The following is a 19,892-nucleotide window of genomic DNA, read 5'->3' as shown; positions in this document are numbered from 1 at the left end:
ATGGACGACATGGTCGCCGCCACGGTGCCCGCGGATGTGCCCTGGCTGACGCTGCTGATCGTCTGGCCGCTGATCGGTGCCCTGCTGCTCTGGGTCCTGCCCCGCCGGGCCGCCGACGGTCCGACCGCCGGACCGCGCCGCGTGCGCGAGATCGCACTGGTCGTCGCCGTCGTCGAGCTGGCCCTGGCCATTGGCGCCGCGGTCGTCGGCTTCGGCGGCTCGATGTCCGACGCCTCCCTGACCGGCAGCTACCAGCTGTACGAGAGCCACGCCTGGATCCCGCAGTTCGGGATCTCCTACGCCCTCGGCGTCAACGGTGTGGCCATGCTGCTGATCCTGATGGCACTGGTCCTGGTGCCGCTGGTGATCCTCGCGGCCTGGAAGGAGCAGGGTTCGCAGAACGGGGCGTCCAACCGGCTGCGGCACTACCTGGCCCTGGTGCTGGTGCTGACCTCGTTCATGGTCGCCGTCTTCGCCGCGCGGGACCTGTTCCTGTTCTACGTGGTGTTCGAGGCCATGCTGATCCCCGTCTACTTCATGATCGGGGCCTTCGGTGGACCGCAGCGGCGCTACGCCGCGGTGAAGTTCCTGCTGTTCTCGCTGGCCGGTGGGCTGGTGATGCTGGTCGGCGTGATCGTGCTCTCCCTGCACGGTCCCGGCGGCGAGCAGGGCTTCCTGATCAGCAACCTCACCGGACTCGACCTGGGCACCGGCACCGGGCGCTGGCTGTTCCTGGCGTTCTTCCTGGCCTTCGCGATCAAGGCCCCGATGTTCCCGGTGCACTCTTGGCTGCCGGACACCGCCGAGCAGGCCCCGGCGGGAACATCGACCCTGCTGGTCGGTGTGCTGGACAAGGTCGGCACCTTCGGGATGCTGACCCTGTGCCTGCCCCTGTTCCCGGAGGCCTCCCGGTGGGCGGCGCCGGTGATCATCGCGCTGGCCCTGGTGTCGATCTTCTACGGCGCGCTGCTGGCCCTCGGGCAGCAGGACATGTTCCGCCTGGTCGCGTACACCTCGGTGTCGCACTTCGGGTTCATCGTGCTGGGCATCTTCGCCTTCACCTCGACCTCCATCGCCGGGTCGTCGTTCTACATGGTCAACCACGGGCTGAGCACCGGCGGGCTGTTCCTGCTGGTCGGGTTCCTGGTCGCCCGCAAGGGCTCGGCCCGGATCGCCGACTTCGGCGGACTGCAGAAGATCACGCCGGTGTTGGCTGGGACCTTCCTGGTGGTCGGCCTGTCCGCCCTGTCTCTGCCGGGGCTGAGCACCTTCGTCAGCGAGTTCCTGGTCATTGTCGGGACCTTCGGGACGCACCGTCCGGCCGCGATCATCGCCGCGGTCGGTGTGGTCCTCGCCGCGCTCTACGTGCTGTGGACCTACCAGCGGGTGTTCACCGGCCCGGTGCGCGACGAGCTCGCCGAGACCCGGGACCTGTCCGGTCGCGAGCGCTGGGTGGTCGGTCCGCTGATCGCCCTGATGCTGGTGCTGGGCTTCTACCCGGCTCCGGCACTGGACCTGGTCAACGACCCGGCCACCATCTCCGTCACGCAGGTGGGCGTCGCCGACGCCCCGGATCTGGTCACCGTGGGTGACGAGGGGAGCGAGCAGTGAGCTTCATCGCGCCGGACATCGCGTGGGCCCAGCTCACGCCGGTGCTCTTCCCGCTCGGGGCGGCCGTGCTCGGCGTCCTGATCGAGGCCTTCGCGCCCCGTGCCGTCCGCCGTCCCGCCCAACTGGTGGTGACCCTGGCCGCGCTGGTCGGCAGCCTGATCTCGGTGGCGCTGCTCTGGCGCGGCCTGGAGAATGCCGACGGCACGTTCAGCGGTGGCACCGATGTGCTCAGCGGATCGTTGCTGGTCGACGGCCCGACCCTGGTGATGCAGGCGGTCATCGCGCTGCTCGCCCTGCTGGCCGTGCTGATCGCCGCGGACCGCACCTCCACCGGGGAGGACGCCTTCGCCCCGCAGGCCGCGTCGGTGCCCGGCTCCGGTTATGAGGAGTCGGCACGGCGGGCCGGTCTGCAGCAGACCGAGATCTACCCGCTGATGCTCTTCGCCACCGGCGGGATGATGATCTTCCCCGCCACCGGCGACCTGCTGACGCTGTTCGTCGCACTCGAGGTGCTGTCCCTGCCGCTGTACCTGCTGACCGGGATGGCCCGCCGTCGCCGCCTGCTCAGCCAGGAAGCGTCGATGAAGTACTTCTTGCTGGGGGCCTTCGCCTCGGCGCTGCTGCTGTTCGGCATCGTGCTGCTCTACGGCTACTCCGGCTCGATCCGGTACAGCGAGATCGCCACCGCCGTCGGCACCGTCACCGGGATGGACGGCCTGCTGCTGGTCGGCTCGCTGCTGGTGCTGATCGGCCTGCTGTTCAAGGTCGGCGCGGTGCCGTTCCACTCCTGGACCCCGGACGTCTACCAGGGCGCGCCCACCCCGATCACTGGGTTCATGGCCGCCTGCACCAAGGTCGCCGCCTTCGGTGCGCTGCTGCGGGTGTTCTACACCGTGCTGCCCGGCATGAGCTGGGATCTGGAACCGATGATGTGGACGGTCGCCATCGCCACCATGGTGGTTGGCACCGTGATCGCCCTGGTCCAGACCGACGTCAAGCGGATCCTGGCCTACTCCTCGATCGCGCATGCGGGCTTCGTGCTCACCGGCGTGGTCGCACTGGCGCAGACCGGCATCACCGCCGTGCTGTTCTACCTGCTGGCCTACGGTGCCGCGACGGTGGGTGCCTTCGGCATCGTCTCGCTGGTCCGGGAACGGGGGACCACCACCACCACCGTGCCCGAGGCCGCCCGTGCCTCCCTGGGGGTGGCGGTCGCCGCCGGTGTGCTGCCCGCCGGGTCGGACTCCCCGACGGTGACCGAGGCGGCACCGGAGAACGACGCCGACGCCCCGGTACTCGGTGAGGCCACTGACATCTCCCAGTGGGCCGGGCTCGGTCGCACCCACCCGGTGCTGGCCACCACCTTCGCGCTGTTCCTACTGTCCTTCGCCGGAATCCCGCTCACCGCGGGCTTCACCGGCAAATTCGCGGTGTTCTCCGCGGCAGTGGACGGTGGGGCGTGGCCGCTGGCTCTGGTCGGTGTGCTGGCCTCGGCCGCCGCAGCGTTCTTCTACGTCCGGCTCATCGTGCTGATGTTCTTCACCAGCCCGGACGGTGGACCGCTCACCGACGCCGACGCCGGCTCCCGTCCGCGCACTGTCGTGGTGACCTCGCAGGGCTTCGCGCTCGCTGGCATCGCGATCTGTGCGGTGCTGACCGTGCTGCTCGGTGTGCTGCCCGGACCGGTGTTGGACGCCATCTCCCAGGTGGCGGTGTTCCTGCCCTGACCCGCGTACCCTCGTCAGGACTCGACCGCCGCCCCGCACCCATTCGTGCGGGGCGGCGGTCGCACGTCAGTTCTGCCCCCAGCCGCCCGGCCAGATAGGTTCGTCCCGTGACATCCCCGACCGCCCTGCCGCTCGCCGACCCGGCACTCGCCGAGCGGATCGCGGCTCGCCTCGACCAGGTCGAGGATCGCCTGCGCACCGCCGCCGCCTACGCCGACGAGCTGGTCAATGACGCGGCGCATCACCTGGCCGACGCCGGGGGTAAGCGCCTGCGTCCGATGCTGACCCTGCTGGCCGCTGAGCTGGGCGACGGTTCCCGCGACGAGGTACTGGACGCCGCGGTCGTGGTCGAGCTCACCCACCTGGCCTCGCTGTACCACGACGACGTGATGGACTCCGCCCCGCTGCGTCGCGGTGCGCCCGCCGCACACGAGGTCTGGGGCAACTCTGTCGCCATTCTGGTCGGCGACCTGCTGTTCTCCCGCGCCTCCACCACCGTCGCCGATCTGGGCCCTGAGGCGGTCAAGATCCAGGCCGGCACCTTTGAGCGGCTGTGCCTCGGTCAGCTGCACGAGTCGATGGGCCCGCGCGAGGGCGACGACGCCGTCCAGCACTACCTGCAGGTGCTCGCCGACAAGACCGCCTCGCTGATCGCCACCTCCGCCCGGCTCGGCGCGATGTACGGCGGCTGCGCCCCCGAGGTCGTGGAGACCGTCGCCGCTTTCGGGGAACGGATCGGCATCGCCTTCCAGCTCGCCGACGACGTCCTGGATGTCTCCGCCGACGCCGCGCTCTCCGGCAAGACCCCCGGCACGGACCTGCGGGAGAAGGTCCCCACCATGCCGGTGCTGCTACTGCGCGAGCGCGCCGCCCGCGAGCGCCGCCCGGAGGACATCGCCCTGGTCGACCTGCTCGACTCCGACCTGTCCGACGATGACGCACTCGCCCGTGCCGTCGCCGCCCTGTCCACACACGAGGTGGTCGCCGAGACCCGGGCCCGCGCCCTCGCTCTGGTCGACGAGGCGGTCGCCGTACTCGACGTGCTGCCGGCCGGACCGGTCAAGGATTCCTTCATCTCCTTCGCGGACGCCCTGGTGAACCGCGCGTCCTGACCTCACCACCCGGACAGGTCGTCAGCCGCGGGCCTGTCCGCCACTCAAGGGGGAACCATGCCCACCCACGCGGCCTGCCCGATCTGCGCTGCCGACCTCGACCCCGGTGCTGCCTTCTGCGGCTCCTGCGGTCAGCGGGTGCCCGTGCCGGATGCTCCCGACCACGCCGACCCGTTCACCAGCTCCGTCGACTGGCCTGCCGCGGCACCGAATCCGGCCCGCGTCCCCACCTCGGATACACCACCTCCGAGTGCCGACACCGCCCGTCCCGCGCCCCAGGCCTGGGAGTTCGGCCTCGACATCGAGGACCGGGTCGCCCCCATTGGCCGCCGCCTGCTCGCGCTGCTGGTGGACCAGATCGCCGCCGCACTGCTAGTCGGGGTGGCGGTGGTGCTGATCCTGCCCACCCTGCGTGACCAGCTGACGCCGGGCGTGCTGCTGATCCCTGGTCTGGTCGCGCTGGTGGTCGCCGCCGCGCAGTGGATGGCCGAGGCTTTCACCGGGGCGACTGCTGGATCGGCGCTGCTCGGCATCCGCACCCTGTCGGTCCGGACCGGTCGCCCGGCCGGCCTGTGGGCGGTGCTGCTGCGGGGGATCGTCCAGGGTCTCGGCTCGTTGCTCGCCGGGGTCGGGGTGTACGTGATCGCGGCCTCCGGCGCGTGGGACGAGAGCCCGGCCCGGCGGGGATGGCATGACAAGGCCGCGGGCACGATGGTGCTGCGCGCGTCGGCAGTGCGTGCGGGGCGGAGGGGGGAGACGTCTGTTGGTGCGGCGTCCGGCGGACCCGATGGTGCCGGCGCTCCTGCGGCGGGGTGGGTCGCCCCGGCGGCCGGTGGTGCAGCGCCCTGGGGGGTCGACCCGCTGGCCACGGCGCGGGGGACCGATCCGCATGCCGCTGCTGGGCCGGACGCGATGGTGACGGCCACGGGGATCGAGGTGCCGGGGCCGTCGGCGTCAGTGGAGGTCGCGACGCCCCCTGCGCCGCCGGCCCTGGGCGGAGTGCCGACGAGCCTCGCACCAGCCGCGCCCCCGGTGCCCGCAGCGCCTGCACTCCCGACGCCGACGCGAGCCGAGCCGCCAGCGCCTCCGATGCCGGTCGATGTCCCGATGACGCCCGCATCGGCCACATCTGTGTCGTCCGTCGATGCGCCTCAGGCCTCCGAGCCGGGCGACGACGGGCAGCCCGCACGTGACCCGAGTCGCCCTGAGCCGGCATTGCTCGTACCCGAGGCCGTCGCCCACCCGTCACCGGCCCCTGCCGACCGGCCGTCGACCCCGGCCCACACGACGCCCCCGCCCCCGCCCCTCCTGCCCGTGGATACTCTCCCGACCGTCGCCGCGCAGCCGACGCCACCGTCCGTCCCCGAGGGGCTGGGCGAGCTGGAGCTGACCCGGGTCGCCGGTCCACGGACGCACACGCCGGTGCGGATGGCCTTCGACACCGGTGAGCTGATCGAGGTGACCGGCCCGGGGCTGGTCGGCCGCAACCCGTTCCCGTTGCTCGGTGACCCCGATCCGGCACACCTGGTGGCGATCACGGACCCCGCACAGTCGGTGTCCCGGGTGCACTTCGCCTTCCGCCCGGAGCCGGGTGGCCTGGTCGTCGTCGACCAGAACTCGACCAACGGGACCGTGCTGGTCGACCCGGCGGGCAACCGCTGGGCGCTCCCGGCGGGTCAGGAGGCGCGGGTCACGCCCGGGTGGTTGGTGCTCTTCGGTGAACGCACGGTCGTGATCGAGAGCGTGTGAGACGACGAGGGGCCACGCACCGGTGCGTGGCCCCTCGTCGGTCAGCTGGGTCGGGTCAGTCCTCGTCGGCGAGCGCCAGGGCGATCCGCACCATGTCCTCGCGGGGGACGACCTTGATCCGCTCGCGTCCCTGCGTCTCGCCCAGCGTCCGCTCGTAGGCGTCCAGCAGTTCCCACCCGGGCCAGTGGATCGGTCGTGCCCCCCGTGCCCGCAGGAAGTCGAGGACGGCCTCAGGGTCGGGCTCGGTGGCGGTGCGGAACGAGTCGGCCGCGGCGTCCTCGACCAGGTGCTCGATGGTCTCCTTGGCGTCGGACTTGGTGTGGCCGATCAGGCCGACCGGTCCGCGCTTGATCCAGCCGGTGGTGTACACCCCCGACACCGGTTCGCCGTCCACATCGACCACCCGACCCTCGCGGTTGGCGATGACCCCGCCCTGATCGTCGAAGGGCACATCCACCACCGGGGAACCGAAGTACCCGACCGCGCGGTACACCGCGGTCACCGGCCAGTCATGGAACTGGCCCGTGCCAGCGACGGTGCCGTCCCCGGTGAGCACGGTCCGCTCGGTGCGCAGCCCGACGACCTTGCCGTCCTCGCCGAGCACCTCGGCCGGGGCGTGCAAGAAGTGCAGGTGGATGCGGCGGCTCGCGGTCAGTTCCTCCGGCTCCTTGAGGGTCCAGTCGGTGAGGGTTTTGACCACCTGTTTGGTCTGGTTCGAGGACCGGATCGCCGCCTGAGAACCCTCATCGAACTCGAAGTCCTCCGGGTAGACGACCACGTCGACATCCGGGACGTGCCCGAGCTCGCGCAGCTCCAAGGAGGAGAATTTGGCCTGCGCCGGTCCGCGCCGGGCAAAGACATGCACATCCGTCACCGGGGAGGCCGCCAATACCTGGTGCACGTTGTCCGGAACCTCGGTCGAGCGCAGATCCTCGGCGTGCTTCGCCAGAATCCGCGCGACATCCAAGGCCACGTTCCCGGCGCCGATCACCGCGACCTCGCGGTCGTCCAGCGGCCAGGTGCGCGGCACGTCGGGATGCCCGTCGTACCAGGACACAAAGTCGGCAGCCCCGTAGGAACCGTCCAGATCGATGCCGGGGATCGGCAGGTCGGCGTCCTTGATCGCGCCGGTGGCGAAGATCACCGCGTCGTAGTGCCGCCGGACATCCTCCAGCGTGAGATCGACCCCGTAATCCACATTGCAGATCAACCGGATGTCACCGCGTTCGAGGACCTTATGCAGCGCGGTGATGATCTGCTTGATCCGCGGGTGGTCCGGGGCGACGCCGTAACGCACCAGCCCGAAGGGCGCGGGCAGCCGCTCGATCAAGTCGATCGACACGTCCAGATCGGAGCGCGACAGGATGTCCGAGGCGTAGATGCCAGCGGGTCCGGCGCCGATCACGGCCACCCGAACGGGTCGGTGGGAGCTCACGCAGCTGCCTTCTTTCTGGAGGAGACGTCATCGCCGCGCCGTCGCAGGCCACCGAGTCCGGATCGGACCTCCAGGTCGCCGCGCTGCGGTCGCGGGCTGCGGCCAGTCTAGGTGGGCAGGCAAGGGCACCCTCACCTGGAGGCGCGGTCGCGTCGATGGAACCGCGCCCGGGATGTCGGCCAGGAGGGATACCGTCGCGCTGTGAGCACACCCTCCCCGTCGACTTTGGACCCGCGCGGTCTCGCCAACGGCGCTTCGGCCTATCTGCTGTGGGGCGTGCTCCCGCTGTACTTCACCCTGCTGGTCCCCGCCGGACCGGCCGAGATCATTGCGCACCGGGTGTTGTGGTCGCTGGTGTTCTGCGCGGTGGTGCTCACCGCCGGACGTGCCTGGGGCCAACTGGGCACGGTGCTGCGTACCGGTCGCACGGTGGCGGTGTTGGCGGTGGCGGCAGTGCTGCTCGCGGTGAACTGGCTGACATTCGTCTACGGGACACTGTCCGGGCATGTGGTGGACGCGGCGCTCGGGTACTTCATCAACCCGATCGTCACCGTGGCGCTCGCGGTGCTGGTCCTGCGTGAACGTCTGCGCCGACTGCAATGGGTCGCGTTGGGGGTGAGCGCTGCGGCGGTGGTCGTGATCACGATCGGGGTCGGCCGGTTGCCCTGGGTGGCGCTCACCCTGGCGTTCTCCTTCGGGGTGTACGGCCTGTTGAAGAACCGGGTCGGTCGCTCGGTGGGTGCCGCCCCATCTCTGGCCGCCGAGACCCTGGTGTTGGCTCCGGTGGCGGCGGGCTACCTGATCTGGTTGCACGCCACAGGCCAGGGCACTTTCGGTAGTGAGGGCGGCGGCCAGGCGCTGGCGCTCGCCGGGACGGGTATCGCGACCGCGTTGCCGCTGCTGCTCTTTGGTGAGGCCGCTCGGCGGTTGCCGTTGAGCGTGGTCGGGATGCTGCAATACCTGGCACCGATCCTGCAGTTCCTGATCGGGGTGACCATCCTGCACGAGACCATGCCGCCCGCCCGGTGGTGGGGATTCGGGCTGGTGTGGGTGTCGCTGGTGTTGCTCACCATCGACGGCGTGCGCGCCGGACGGGTGCAGCGCCTCGCCCGGGTGGCGGACTCAGCGAGCTGACCCGCGGCGACGTCGACCGAACCGCGACGCCAGAACGGACAACAGCACGACGGTGCCCCCACCGAGGACCCACCACACCGCCGCCGCGCGAGCTCCGGTCAACGGGTCGACCCGAGGTGAGGAGTCCACGACCCGTGCGGTGACCTCGGTGCTGAGCGTCTCACCATGCACCGGGCTGGTCGGTCCGGCCGCGGTCCCGTCGTCCACGAACCCGAGCGCCAGATCCGGCCGGATCACGCCCCACCCGACCAGCTCGTCGTGCTGCGCGGGCTGGGCGCGTAGCGCCGTGACCTCCAGTCGGTACGCCCACTGTGCGGGCGTCTCATCCGGATAGCGCTCGGCCACCAGTGCGGCGGCGGCGCTGACATAGGCCGTGGCGAAGCTGGTCGAGGCGTCCGACCCGGCCAGCACGCAGTCACCTGCGGCATGGAAAGCGGTCAGCACCTCCGTGCCGGGGGCAGCAACATCAATGTGCTCGCCGTGGATCGCCGCCTCTGTCGGTGCGCCGGTGCCGTCCACCGCGGTCACGGCCAGCACCTCCGGGTAGGCGGCCGGGTAGCGCGGTCCATCACTGGTGTCGGTGCTGGTCCCGCGATTGCCCGCCGACGCGACGACCAACGACCCAGCGGCCCGCGCCTCCTGCACCGCCGCCTGCAGATCGGGGGAGTCGTTCGGGGTGCTCATCGACACGTTGATCACCTGGGCACCGGACTGGGCGGCGTAGCGGATGCCCTGCGCGATCCGACCGGCGTCCGGTGCGGTACCGGCCTCCTTCGCCTGGTCGTCGTCGGCGTAGTACACCCGCACCGGCAGGATCGTCGCCTCGGGGGCCAGTCCGATCACACCGGAACCGGAGACCTCTCGCGCGGCGATCTGCCCGGCGATGGCGGTGCCGTGCCCGGCCACATCCGTCTGACCGCTCGGGTCGCCCGCCTGTCCGACCAGATCGGTGCCCGGCACGACGGCACCGGTCAGGTGAGCATTCGCGCTGTTCACGCCGGAATCCACCACCGCCACAGTCACCCCAGCACCGGTGGCCCACTGCCAGGCGGCATCCGCGGCGAGCCGGGGGAGCGCCGAGGGTGTCGACGCGATGCTGCGCGGTGTGTCCGGTGAGCACTGGTCCTGGCCTTCGGTGGCCGCCTGCGCTCCGGTGCCCGGCATCAGCAGACCAGCCGCCACCAGCGCCGTCACCAGGGCGCGATTCATGCGTCCTCCGTCGACCCGGTGACCTCGGTGCTCGCCCGGCTGATCGTCAGCGTCGGACCGGTGGGCAACAGGGCAGCCCATGCCGGTGGCACCGTGGCGACGTCGTCCATCCGGTAGCCCAGGCGCGCGAGCAGCTCCTCATCGGCCTCCGGCATCGGGTGAGCACGCCCGGTGCCATCCACCAGCGACACCATGCCCTGCGCGCCCGCGGTGCTCCGCGCGTCGAGCAAAGCACCCGAACCGGGCGCGACATGCACCCCGGTGCCGGGCACAGCCTCCGGGTCGGCAAACGCCAGATCCACCCGGCCGCCATCCCGGGTGTCCAACACGACGCAGGGGGTCGACCCCTCAGTCAGCTCCGGTGCCTCCTCCGGCCAGTCGGTCGGGTCCACCGCAATGGTCGACGTGGTGACCTCCGCGATGTCGGCGGTGCTGACCCGGATCGGGTCCGCGGCCAGGTCGCCCGCCCCCAACACGTACAGCGGATAGGCGAAGTCGGACAGCGGGGCCAGCTCCCCGGCTCGATCGACCACATAGCGGCGCAGCCCACCGCCGGTCCCGCTCACCTCCACCAGGGCCCCGACCCGGGTGTCCGCAGGTAGTCCCTCGGTCGGCAGCGCCGGCTCGCCGGAAGCCTCGATGCTCAGCGGGCCCAGGTCGGTGCCCATCGGGATCAGGTTCAGCCAGTCGGCCGTCACCTCCACCGGGGTTGCGGTGTCCATCGACAGGGCACGCAGCACGGCGGCCTCCTGCCCGGGCTCGATCCGGTATCGCGTCCCGGCGTTGACCAGGTACGACTGGTCACCGTTGCGCACCAAGGCGGTGGCCCGGGTCGTGGCGGGCTCCGGGTCACCGGCAGGGTCGATGGTCAGCGCAGTGCCGCCGTCCCCAGCCACACAGGCCGTCCATCCGGTGTCGACCAGCCGATCGGACGGCGGCAACTCATCCGGGGCCCCCGGAATGCCGATGGTGGCACCGCGCGGAGTTTCAGCAATGTCCCCCTCGTCCACCGTCACCACGTGGTACGACGACGAGTCCAACGCGAGTCGGGCACTGGTCACATTCAGCACCGGGTACAGCGTCCCCTGTAGCGCCACATACCGGCTGCCGTCACCGTTGACGACCACCAGCGATTGGTCGTCCCAGCCGTCCGGCAGCCCGGAGTTGAGCATCCCGAACCCGAGGCTGCCCAACACCAACAGCACACTCAGCGACACCCCGGCGACGACCCCGCGCAGCGGCTTGGTCGGCTCCAGCTCCCGCCCACCGGGCGCACCGCTGGTGAAGGCGGTCAGCAACCGCCGACGACTGTAGGTCTGCGCCTCGGCCAGATCCCGCTTGCTCGCCATCGATCAGACCAGTCCTGCCGCGGCCACACCCAGTGGCAGCAGCACCGCCAGGCACAGCACCTCCAGGAAGTCGCCAACCCGGGCAAAGGTCAGCCGCTGCCGAGGGGCGATCAGGCTCACCGTCACCACCACCGCCGCGGCAGCGCCGCACAACCCGACCAGCAGCGGCCGCCACTGCGGGTGCAGCGCAGCCGCCAACAGCACAGTGGCACCGAGCCCGACCACCGACAGCGTGACCGTCAGCAACACATCAGTCCGCGAGTAGGTCTGTCGAGTGGCCAGCAGCATGCCGGTGAATGCCAACATCAGCAGCACCGTGCCTGGCACCCCGGTCGCGACCACCGCCGGCGCCGCCGCCACTGCCAGCACCCCGATGGCCACCCGCAGCGATACCTGCACCCGGTGGCCGGCCGCCAACTGAGAGCGCACCCGCTGCGCCTGTACCTCCGGCGGGTCGGCGAAGATCTCCGCATCGCTACGCGGCGTCACCACCCGCAGCGGCGTACTCGCCAACGCCAACCAGGGCACCCCGATACTTGCCGTCGCTGCCAGTGCCACCACCACGGCGAGCACCACACCTGGCTCGATATCCGCCAGCTCGATCACCGTGCCGCTCACCGCCAGCGTGAAGCCACCCGCCAAGGACGCCGCAGCGAACTCCCGCTGATCCACGAGGGCCGGCAGCGACGCCAACCCGGTGAGCAGCAGTCCTGCGCCAGCCCAGGCTGTCGGCCAGCCCCACGACGGAGCCTGCGCCCCCGCAATGAACCCGGCCAGTCCCCCGAGCGCCGGTGCGATCAACACCAGCAACCGTCCCGCTGCCGGTTCGGCACCGGTCCGCGTCACCACCGCCCCCGAGACCAGGACCAGCACCGCGGCCACCCCGGCGATCACCGGCGGCAGCAGAGACGCGCGATCCGCGCCCAGCAGCAGCACCGCCCCCGCCGCGAGCAGCGCGATCGACGCCCACACCGCACTGAGGGCCGAGTCCTTCGGCGTCCACGGCGCGTACCCGCTCTCCACCGCATCCGCGACGGCCTCGACCACGTCGTCGTAGATCCGCTCCTCGTCACGCAGCGCGCCGGACTCCAGGGTCAGCACCGTGCCATCCGGCACCCCCTCAGCCAGCAGACTCCGGGCGGAATCGATCGGCGCGCCGTCCGGTCGGATCAAGCGGTACCCGCCGTGCGCACTCATCGCGTCCAACAGCCCCAGCGCCCGAGCCAGCCCAGGCACCACCTCAGCCACAGGGACATTCCCGGGGATACCCAGATCGACCCGCCGGTCACCCGCAGTCACCGAAACTCGGATCAACATGCCCACCGGCAGTGCCGTCATTGCGTCTGTCATCGCAGGTCCCCTGTGCCTCCTGATCGGAACGGCCGCCAAACTAGCCGCGGGAGAGGGCCACGGAGGCCGAACCGTGGGAGATCAGGGCAAAGGTGAGTAGTACCGACCCCCCTGGCCGGGCTCCTGATGCGCTGACTTCGGCCCTGAGTGCCCCCTGTGTGGGCGGCAACCTCCCCTAATGGACCGCTCACACCACGGGAAGTTGGCCGCATATGCCCCCTCCCCTAAAAGTGCTGGTTAGCGTCGTCAGCGATTCCGTACTCACCACCGTGGGCCCGGAACGGGCCGTTGTCATCGGACTGCGGCCGACACGTTGCCCCCTCATGGGGCGGGAAGGGGGAGGTGACATGTCCGCAGAGGTTGCAGCCGGTGATGGACAGATCAAGCGCGGAGCCCAGATCGTCGCGAGCAGCAAGCAGGCACTCGACGGGGAGCTGAAGGCTCTCGAGGGCCAGCTCTCCGGCATCGGCTCCATGTGGGTCGGCCAGGGCGCCACCGCGTTCCAGCAGTTGATGACCCGGTGGCGTGAGGACGCCTCCAAGATCATCTCCGCGCTGAACGAGTTCGAGCAGAACCTCATCGGTTCCGACAAGGACTACACCGCGCAGGACGACCAGCAGTCGTCCGTCTTCAGCAATCTTCAGGGCCGGCTCGGCTGAGCAGGGGGAGGAATCATCATGGGTGACCTGAAGGTCAACTTCGGAGCAGTGTCCACCGCGTCCCAGGACATCGTGTCCGGCGCGAATAAGGTCGAGCAGCAGCTCAACGACATGGACCAGCAGCTCCAGCCGCTCAAGGCCAACTGGTCCGGTGAGGCCGCCAGTTCCTACGAGGCCGCACGCGCTAAGTGGAGCGCCGCCCTCACCGACATGAAGGCCCTGCTGGCCGAGATCGGTAAGGCCGTGCAGTCCTCCGGCGAGCAGTACCAGTCGACTGAGCGCAGCAACGCCAGCCGCTGGTGATCAACCCCCGAGGGCCACGGCACTCCGCACCGAGTGACGTGGCCCTCGGGTTCTAGACCGCCGTGCGGTCGTGCCTGCCGCCGTCAAGGCATGAGGGGGAGGCGCGACCGCACGGTGCCGTCCGCCATGCGGTGGACGTCGAACGCGCGTGGAAGGACGTGGGGCATGGCGGGGGACATCCAGTTCGACGAGGACGCGGTGCTGACGCAGGTCAACCGCCTGATCGAACTGCACGGCGAGACGAGCCAACTGCGCAGCACGCTGAGCCGGCTGGCGGCACACCAGAGCGACGGCCAGTGGTCCTCGGTGCCCGCTGCGGCGGCATTCGCGACCCGGGTGGCCGGGGCGATCGACGAGGTCCGCATGGGGCTGGAGCAGGCCGAGGCGCGGTTGCAGGTCGCGGCGCAGAACCTGTTGGACAGCCGGGCCGCCTACGAGCAGCAGGACGCCGACGTGCGGAGCCGCTTCGACGCGCTCGCTCGGTGCCTGGGGGACGGGCAACCCACCACCGGCGTGCAGAGGGCCGTCTGATGCGCGGGGTGCGCAGCGCGGGCGTGGCGGTGGTGCTGGCGGGGGCGTTGGTGCTCTCCGGCGGGCAGGCTGCCTCGGCGTCGTCGGGGGACTGGTACTACGACGACGGGGGCTTTGAGGAGATTCATGAGCGGGCGGACGGGTCTGGGATTCGAATCGCGGTGCTCGACACGCAGATCAACCCGACGGCGCCCGAGCTCGCGGAGGCGAACCTCAATGTGCGGGAAGACTCGTACTGTTGGGACGCCGACATGAATCCGTTACCAGCGACAGCGACGGGTGACCCGGGAGTGCATGCCACGTCGATGATCGCGATGATCTCGGGAACCGGGGATGGAATTAACGGTCAGCCAGGAATCAGAGGCATCGCCCCGGGGGCGGAGGTAGACCATTATGCAGCGATGCTTCCAGACTCTGCGAAGTTGAACGGGGAAAACTGTGCCAAGGCGCACGAGGACGGGCTTTCCGCCAGCAATGCGGCGTTTCGTGACGCCCTCGAGAGCGGCGCGAATATAATCAGCATCTCGGCGTGGCTTACTATCGACTCGGATTGGATAGCTCGGGCTGTGGCTGCAGGCGTCATTGTGGTTGCTGCTGTTGGCAACGAAGGTATCCAATGGATCGCCCACCCTGCGTCTTACAATGGTGTCGTCGCAGTGGGGTCCTACGGGCCGGAATACCTAGTTTCTGAGTTCAGCAATACTGGAAAAGAGCTAGGGGTTGTCGCGCCAGGCGAGGGGGTTCGCTCCTACACCACGGCGATCGACGGATACAAAGAATCGCAAGGGACCTCGTACTCTGCCGCGTACGTTTCGGGCGCCCTAGCGCTCGCTTGGTCGGCATTTCCTGATGCTAGTTCGAATCAAATTCTACAGCTTCTTGTCCATAACACGGGAAGCCAAGGTGCGACGCACGAGCCTGTACGCGACCAAGAAGTCGGCTACGGGTCATTGAATATTAAGGCAATGCTCTCCGACGATCCGAACAATTATGAGCACGAGCATCCGTTCGTGACTGAAGACAACACCGAGGGCCCCTCGGTCTTCGAGATCGAAGAGGCCAGAGATGATCTCATCGACCAGAGTGTACCCACGGTCTCACCTACGACTTCGACGGTAGTGGCCAACGATGCGGAGCCGCAGTCTGGTGACGGTAGCAAAACGGCGGTGTACATCGGCGTCGGTGTGGGGGTCGCGATACTCGTCTTTGGTGTCACGCTAGCCGTCATACTCGTCCGACGTCGGCAGTCGGTCTCGTCCTCAGCGATGATTCAGGAGAAGCAGTGATGGCAGGGGAGCATGAGAGTGAGCTGGCTCGAATCAACGAGGCGCGTCCAGGTGGAATCGCCAGCGACGTTTCAATCCTGCGACAGCGCGGCGAACAGGCTCTCGAAGTTTCTCAGCTGGTGCGGACCGTCGCGGCAGACGGCGGCGGGCTCAGGGGGGTTTCAGGGGAGTCCGCCACCGCCTACCTCGACGAGATTCAGAAGAACGTGTCTACTCTCGCGGATTCTCTTGCCGGAATCAGCGGCGGGGTGGAGGCGGGTCGTGCTGCGGTAGAGGAGGCTCAGTCGGACTATGCCAATCTGCCGACGTTGACCCTCACTGCTGAGGAGCAGCGAGCCGTCGCGCGGGCTGGAGGAACGGCAGACACCCCAAGCGCGGCACGTCGCGCTTCCGCCGAGGCATCGCGAGAGTTCATGGCTGCGCACGAAGCTGCCAGGGAGGAAACCGCCCGAGCGGCCCTTGAGAAGCTCGTGACATCACTGAATGCAATCAGTCTTACTCCGGCGGAGTCGCGCTTCGAGGAGGGGCAAGGATCGACATCCCCGGCGGGCCCGAATGTCGGATCGTCACCCTCCAGTGGCTCCGGCGGCAGTTCCGGCGGATCCCGGGCGGGCGGCGGAGGCGACTTCGGTGGCATCGCCATCCCCGACTACACCGGTTCCTACGGTTCCGGCGGATCGGTGACTTCTCCGGGCGTGACCGTCGTGGCGCACCAGGCACATGGGTTCGGGAGCGGCGGGCAGTACTCGGGCGCGGGTAGTCCCCTTGGCGACTACTCGACCTCCGGCAACAGTTCCTGGTCCAACGCGGGCTCCGGCAGCGGTTCATCCTCGGGTTCGTTCGGTGGTGGAACTGGAGGTGGTGGCGGCACCGTCGGCGGCTACACCCCGCCCCCGGGCCTCGGTGACGGCACCTCCTCGGACGGTGCGATGACCGGAACCTTCGGCACGGGCACCGGCGCCGGTGGCACCGGGTCGGCCTACGCCTCGTCTGGATTCGGTTCGGGCATGGGCGGCGCGGGGTTGGCTGCGGGCGGTCTGATGGCCGGCGGTGCCGGGTTGGCGATGTCCTCCGGTGGCCTGGGCGCTGGTGCTGGTCTCGGCGGCGGAATGCCCGGTGTCGGGACGGGTGCTGGTGCGCTGGGTGCGAGCGGGTCGAGTGTGTCTGGTTCTGTATCGATGACGGGCTCCGGTGCGGCGGGCTCGGGTGCGGGTTCGCGGGCCGGGGGTGGATCGTCGTCCTCGGCCATGCCGATGGGCGGCGGTGGTCGCGGTGGTGCTGGTGGGGACAAGAAGCAGGGCCGGTCCTCGTCCGGTGATCTGCTGGCCCCGGATTTGGGTGTCGATGACGGCACCGGTCCCGTGGCGTTGGGTTCGGGGGCGAGTGCGGGTGGCCGCGCGCAGTTGCCGCAGTCGACTCCGGCCGTGGTCCAGGAGGATGACGACAGCTGGTGACCGACATCACGAGGGCCCGGTGGAGTCAGCTCCACTGGGCCCTCGTCATGTGTGCGGTCAGTCCACGTGGACGCTGCGGGCACCGACCTGGATCGTGGACCCGGCGGGCACCGCGACTCGCTGGTCGACAGGCACCGGAACGACTCGCCCGTCGGGTAGCTGGAGCGTGGTGCCGTTGCCGGAACCTGCGTCCTGTACCCAGAAGCGTCCCTCGTCCATGCCGAAGCGTGCATGGGTGCGCGAGACCGAGCGCTCCGGGTCCTCGATGGTGACGACGTGGTCGCAGGGTTCGCCAGGGATCGGCTGGGGGGCCCGCCCGATCACGCCGGGGCCGGTGACCGACATCGCGACGCCGGTGTCCAACGTGAGGATGTGCAGGGTCGGCATCCCCGGAGGGTTGGCCGCCGGTGTCGGAGCGGGAAGGCCGGTCGACGCGGCCGATGAGACGCCTGGCTGTCCGGTGGTGGGGGCTGAGGGTGACGCCAGATGTGCCGTCTGGGGCACGTTCGGTTGCCCGGCCGCCGGTGCTGACGGCCTACTGACCGGGGTCATCGCAGGCCGCCCACCCGGTGTCGCCGCAGTGGTGGCCCCAACCTGTTGCCCCACCGCCACGGTCGCCACCCCCGACTGTCCAGCCGCACCGGCGGTGCGCGGAGCGGCCGGCCGCGCTGCGTAGGCATCAGCCGGTGCGCTCATCGCCTGCGCCAGCGCCTCCTCGTCGGCGATGACGGCACGCTCCTGCGCCCGGATGTCCACCACCACGGCCCGTCCGGCGCGGTCGTGCCAGCCCTGGTTGCGGCCAGTGCGGTCGAACCCCGCGGAGGCGACCACGGCCCATTCACCGACTCCGGCGACGAGGTAGCCGCCGGCCAGGGGCAGTGCACGCAGGAACGCGCGGCGTGGTCCGACGTTGTACGGCGCGTCGACCCGGGCCGTGCGCAGTCCGAACAGAGAGTTGCCGAGCGTGCGGCCGGTGCGCGCCTCCCAGACGGTGAGCCCGATCCCGAGTTCGACGACGGCGAGCGCCGGGTAGAGCACATGCCCGGTGCCGAACCACACCCCGGCTGCCACAGCGGCGGTCGCGGCGAGGTCGACGGTGAACGCGGCGAGTCGTCGGCCCAACCCGGCCGGGGCGGCCAGCCCGAAGGAGGTGGCCAGCACGGGAGCCTGCTCGGTGGGACGGGCCCGGCGGCGTGCCTCCGGCTGCGCATCCTGGACGACCGTGATGGGGGCACCGCCGAGCGTGCTCTCCGCGGCGGGGCCGCCGACCGGTGTGCCACAGGAGGTGCAGAACCGAGCGCCGGCCCGCAGGGGGCGGCGGCAGCCGGTGCACGGCGGTCCGTCGGGGGTGATCTGCTGCACGGATGTTCCCAGGGTCGTCGGGTCAGGACGTCACACGTCGGAGGATCTCGATCAGGTCGACCGCCACCAGCGCGGCGGGCAGAACCAGGGCCATGGCCAAGCTCTCGGCGGTGTCGGCGAGCCGGGAGGCGAGGACGGAACGCCAGCCACGGCCCAGGAACGAGGCGACAGCCACCAGCACGAGTGCCAGCGCGACGGCGATCCCGGCGGAGGCCGCACCGACCAGGCCCAGCCACGGGCCGAGCAGTAGCACGCCTTCGACCAGCACGATCCCGGCGGCCACCCGGGGCGCCCAGCGGGCCACCGCCCGTCGTGCGGTGCGCGGTTGCAGGGCCAGCACGGCCAGGAGCAGCAGCACCAGGGCGAACCCGGCCCAGCGTGTGAGTGCGCCGCCCTGCAACGCGGCGGTCAGCACCGCGGGGAGCAGCAGCACCGGCAGCAGTGCGACCAGCAGCACCCCGGCGTCCGCGCGGCGCTCAGCGGCGTGCACGGTGCGGTTCACCTGGCGGTCGTTGACCCGCCCCAGGCCACGGGGTCGGGTGCCACGGACGCTGGGGGCGGAGCGGCTGACATGGGCCAGGTCGATCAACTGTGAGTCGGGCACCCGCAGCGAGAGCACCGGCAACAGCCGCAGGGCGAGGGGCGCGAGTCCGACCAGCAGCCCGGCCGCGATGACAGTGGGCTTGGTGGTGAGCAGGGTGGCGGCGCAGGTGACGGCGGCGGTTCCCCAGCCGGCCAGGAGCACCGCAGCCAGGTCCTCGCCCTGACGGTCGATCCGGGTGCGCAGGTAGTCGATCCCGGCGATGGCAGCAGCGGCGGTCAGTCCGGCGACCAGGGCGAGGCGTCGGTCGGGGCCAGACTGGGGGGCGCTCGCGATCACCGCGGCACAGCCGGCCCACACCGGTGCGGCCACCGTCGCGGCGGTCGAGTGGGACAGGGTCGCCAGGGCGACAGCCGCAGTGCCGATGACCGCGCCGGCAACGGTGGACGTGATCCCGTCCGGGGACCCGACCCACAGGAAGATCAGTGCAACGGCCAGAGTCACCGCGCTGCCGGCGGCGAGCATCCCGCCCACGGGGAGGGGCCGTCGGGGCGTGTCGTCGCCGACCGGGCCGAGCACCCGGCCACCGCGTCCGCGTCGAGGCCGAGGTGCGGGGGCGACCACGTGCACCAGGGCCCCGTCCTCGACCTGGGCGGCGACCGGCGCGTTCAGGTCGAGCACCCGACCGGCGGAGTCGAGCACCAGCAGCCCCCGCACGGGCGGGACCTGGGCGGCGGTGAGGACCTCGGCGAAGGTGCGCGCGTCGTCGAGGGCGACGTCGATGCGTCGTGGACCCAGGTGCAGGCCGACCCGGACCAGTGGCGCGGTCGCCACCGTCATGTCTCACCTCCGGGTCCCCTCGCGCGACCGGAGCGGTCCAGCGCGGCATCTGCACTGTAGGTCCCGTGACCACCACCAATGGGCGATCCGGGACCATTCTGAGTAGTCCGGCACTCATTAAGAGGCGTTTGACTGCTTCACCTCGGCCGAAACGGGCCTGAGTGAGCATCCGTGCGCCTACGTTCACGGTGAGAGCCGGGGACGTCGTGTGCCCGCGCGCACAGGGGAAGGGGCGACGAA

16 protein-coding genes are annotated in these 19,892 nt (G+C 70.3%); 10 read left to right on the top strand and 6 right to left on the bottom strand.

Annotation, left to right across the window (positions count from 1 at the left end; all coding sequences use genetic code 11):
• The first annotated feature begins 9 nt into the window (after positions 1 to 9).
• The 4 genes from AB0N78_RS10445 to AB0N78_RS10430 all read left to right on the top strand — a co-directional run bounded on the left by AB0N78_RS10445 (position 10) and on the right by AB0N78_RS10430 (position 6,199).
• Positions 10 to 1,611: an NADH-quinone oxidoreductase subunit M gene (locus AB0N78_RS10445; RefSeq protein WP_363389896.1), complete on the top strand. Its 1,602-nt coding sequence runs from the start codon at positions 10 to 12 to the stop codon at positions 1,609 to 1,611.
• Entirely contained in the window at positions 1,608 to 3,338 is a 1,731-nt protein-coding gene (gene nuoN, locus AB0N78_RS10440; RefSeq protein ID WP_363389444.1) for an NADH-quinone oxidoreductase subunit NuoN, read from the top strand. The genes AB0N78_RS10445 and nuoN overlap by 4 nt, the downstream gene beginning before the upstream one ends.
• 107 nt (positions 3,339 to 3,445) lie before the next feature.
• Entirely contained in the window at positions 3,446 to 4,450 is a 1,005-nt protein-coding gene (locus tag AB0N78_RS10435; protein WP_363389442.1) for a polyprenyl synthetase family protein, read from the top strand.
• Between the two features lie 57 nt (positions 4,451 to 4,507).
• Positions 4,508 to 6,199 (top strand): RDD family protein, encoded by a 1,692-nt coding sequence (locus AB0N78_RS10430; RefSeq protein ID WP_363389440.1) that lies wholly within the window; start codon positions 4,508 to 4,510, stop codon positions 6,197 to 6,199.
• A gap of 55 nt (positions 6,200 to 6,254) precedes the next feature.
• Here AB0N78_RS10430 and AB0N78_RS10425 read toward each other — a convergent pair whose 3' ends face one another.
• Complete coding sequence (locus AB0N78_RS10425) at positions 6,255 to 7,634, bottom strand: FAD-dependent oxidoreductase (protein ID WP_363389438.1); 1,380 nt, start codon at positions 7,632 to 7,634, stop codon at positions 6,255 to 6,257.
• 201 nt (positions 7,635 to 7,835) lie between these two features.
• On the opposite strand from AB0N78_RS10425, the gene rarD reads away from it, so the two are divergent.
• Positions 7,836 to 8,768 carry an EamA family transporter RarD gene (gene rarD / locus AB0N78_RS10420; RefSeq protein WP_363389435.1) on the top strand — a complete coding sequence of 311 codons (933 nt, stop codon included), beginning with the start codon at positions 7,836 to 7,838 and terminating at the stop codon, positions 8,766 to 8,768.
• Here the strand turns inward: rarD and AB0N78_RS10415 are convergent.
• The 3 genes from AB0N78_RS10415 to eccD are packed head-to-tail and all read right to left on the bottom strand — an operon-like array spanning position 8,757 to position 12,676.
• Positions 8,757 to 9,977 (bottom strand): S8 family serine peptidase, encoded by a 1,221-nt coding sequence (locus AB0N78_RS10415; RefSeq protein WP_363389432.1) that lies wholly within the window; start codon positions 9,975 to 9,977, stop codon positions 8,757 to 8,759. The two genes, rarD and AB0N78_RS10415, sit on opposite strands and share 12 nt — an antisense overlap.
• Positions 9,974 to 11,326, bottom strand: coding sequence for a type VII secretion protein EccB (eccB, locus tag AB0N78_RS10410; RefSeq protein ID WP_363389429.1), 1,353 nt, complete (start codon positions 11,324 to 11,326; stop codon positions 9,974 to 9,976). Before eccB ends, AB0N78_RS10415 begins: the two co-directional genes overlap by 4 nt.
• 3 nt (positions 11,327 to 11,329) lie before the next feature.
• The gene (gene eccD, locus AB0N78_RS10405) at positions 11,330 to 12,676 is read right to left on the bottom strand and encodes a type VII secretion integral membrane protein EccD (protein ID WP_363389426.1); all 1,347 of its coding nucleotides are present in this window, start codon (positions 12,674 to 12,676) and stop codon (positions 11,330 to 11,332) included.
• 347 nt (positions 12,677 to 13,023) lie between these two features.
• Here eccD and AB0N78_RS10400 point away from each other — a divergent pair, with 347 nt between their 5' ends.
• The 5 genes from AB0N78_RS10400 (at position 13,024) to AB0N78_RS10380 (ending at position 16,909) form a co-directional block, all read left to right on the top strand.
• Positions 13,024 to 13,335 (top strand): WXG100 family type VII secretion target, encoded by a 312-nt coding sequence (locus AB0N78_RS10400; RefSeq protein WP_363389423.1) that lies wholly within the window; start codon positions 13,024 to 13,026, stop codon positions 13,333 to 13,335.
• Positions 13,336 to 13,353: 18 nt separating this feature from the next.
• Complete coding sequence (locus tag AB0N78_RS10395) at positions 13,354 to 13,638, top strand: WXG100 family type VII secretion target (protein WP_363389421.1); 285 nt, start codon at positions 13,354 to 13,356, stop codon at positions 13,636 to 13,638.
• 165 nt (positions 13,639 to 13,803) lie between these two features.
• A complete protein-coding gene (locus tag AB0N78_RS10390; RefSeq protein ID WP_363389418.1) occupies positions 13,804 to 14,169 on the top strand; it encodes a hypothetical protein in 366 nt (121 codons plus the stop codon).
• 23 nt (positions 14,170 to 14,192) lie between these two features.
• Entirely contained in the window at positions 14,193 to 15,455 is a 1,263-nt protein-coding gene (locus AB0N78_RS10385) for a S8 family serine peptidase (protein WP_363389415.1), read from the top strand.
• A gap of 470 nt (positions 15,456 to 15,925) precedes the next feature.
• Positions 15,926 to 16,909 carry a hypothetical protein gene (locus tag AB0N78_RS10380; RefSeq protein WP_363389409.1) on the top strand — a complete coding sequence of 328 codons (984 nt, stop codon included), beginning with the start codon at positions 15,926 to 15,928 and terminating at the stop codon, positions 16,907 to 16,909.
• Positions 16,910 to 16,966: 57 nt separating this feature from the next.
• On the opposite strand, the gene AB0N78_RS10375 is transcribed toward AB0N78_RS10380, so the two are convergent.
• Together AB0N78_RS10375 and AB0N78_RS10370 are read right to left on the bottom strand one after the other, a co-directional pair.
• On the bottom strand, positions 16,967 to 18,271 hold the full coding sequence (locus AB0N78_RS10375) for an FHA domain-containing protein (protein ID WP_363389407.1): 1,305 nt from the start codon (positions 18,269 to 18,271) through the stop codon (positions 16,967 to 16,969).
• A 22-nt stretch (positions 18,272 to 18,293) separates the two neighbouring features.
• Positions 18,294 to 19,652, bottom strand: a complete 1,359-nt coding sequence (locus AB0N78_RS10370; protein ID WP_363389405.1) for a hypothetical protein — start codon at positions 19,650 to 19,652, stop codon at positions 18,294 to 18,296.
• Positions 19,653 to 19,892: the final 240 nt, after the last annotated feature.

Origin of the sequence: Cellulomonas sp. NPDC089187, assembly GCF_040685135.1 — a bacterium.
Taxonomy (GTDB): domain Bacteria; phylum Actinomycetota; class Actinomycetes; order Actinomycetales; family Cellulomonadaceae; genus Cellulomonas.
Note: the sequence above shows the minus strand (reverse complement) of the source record. Positions and strands in the feature narration are given on the sequence as shown.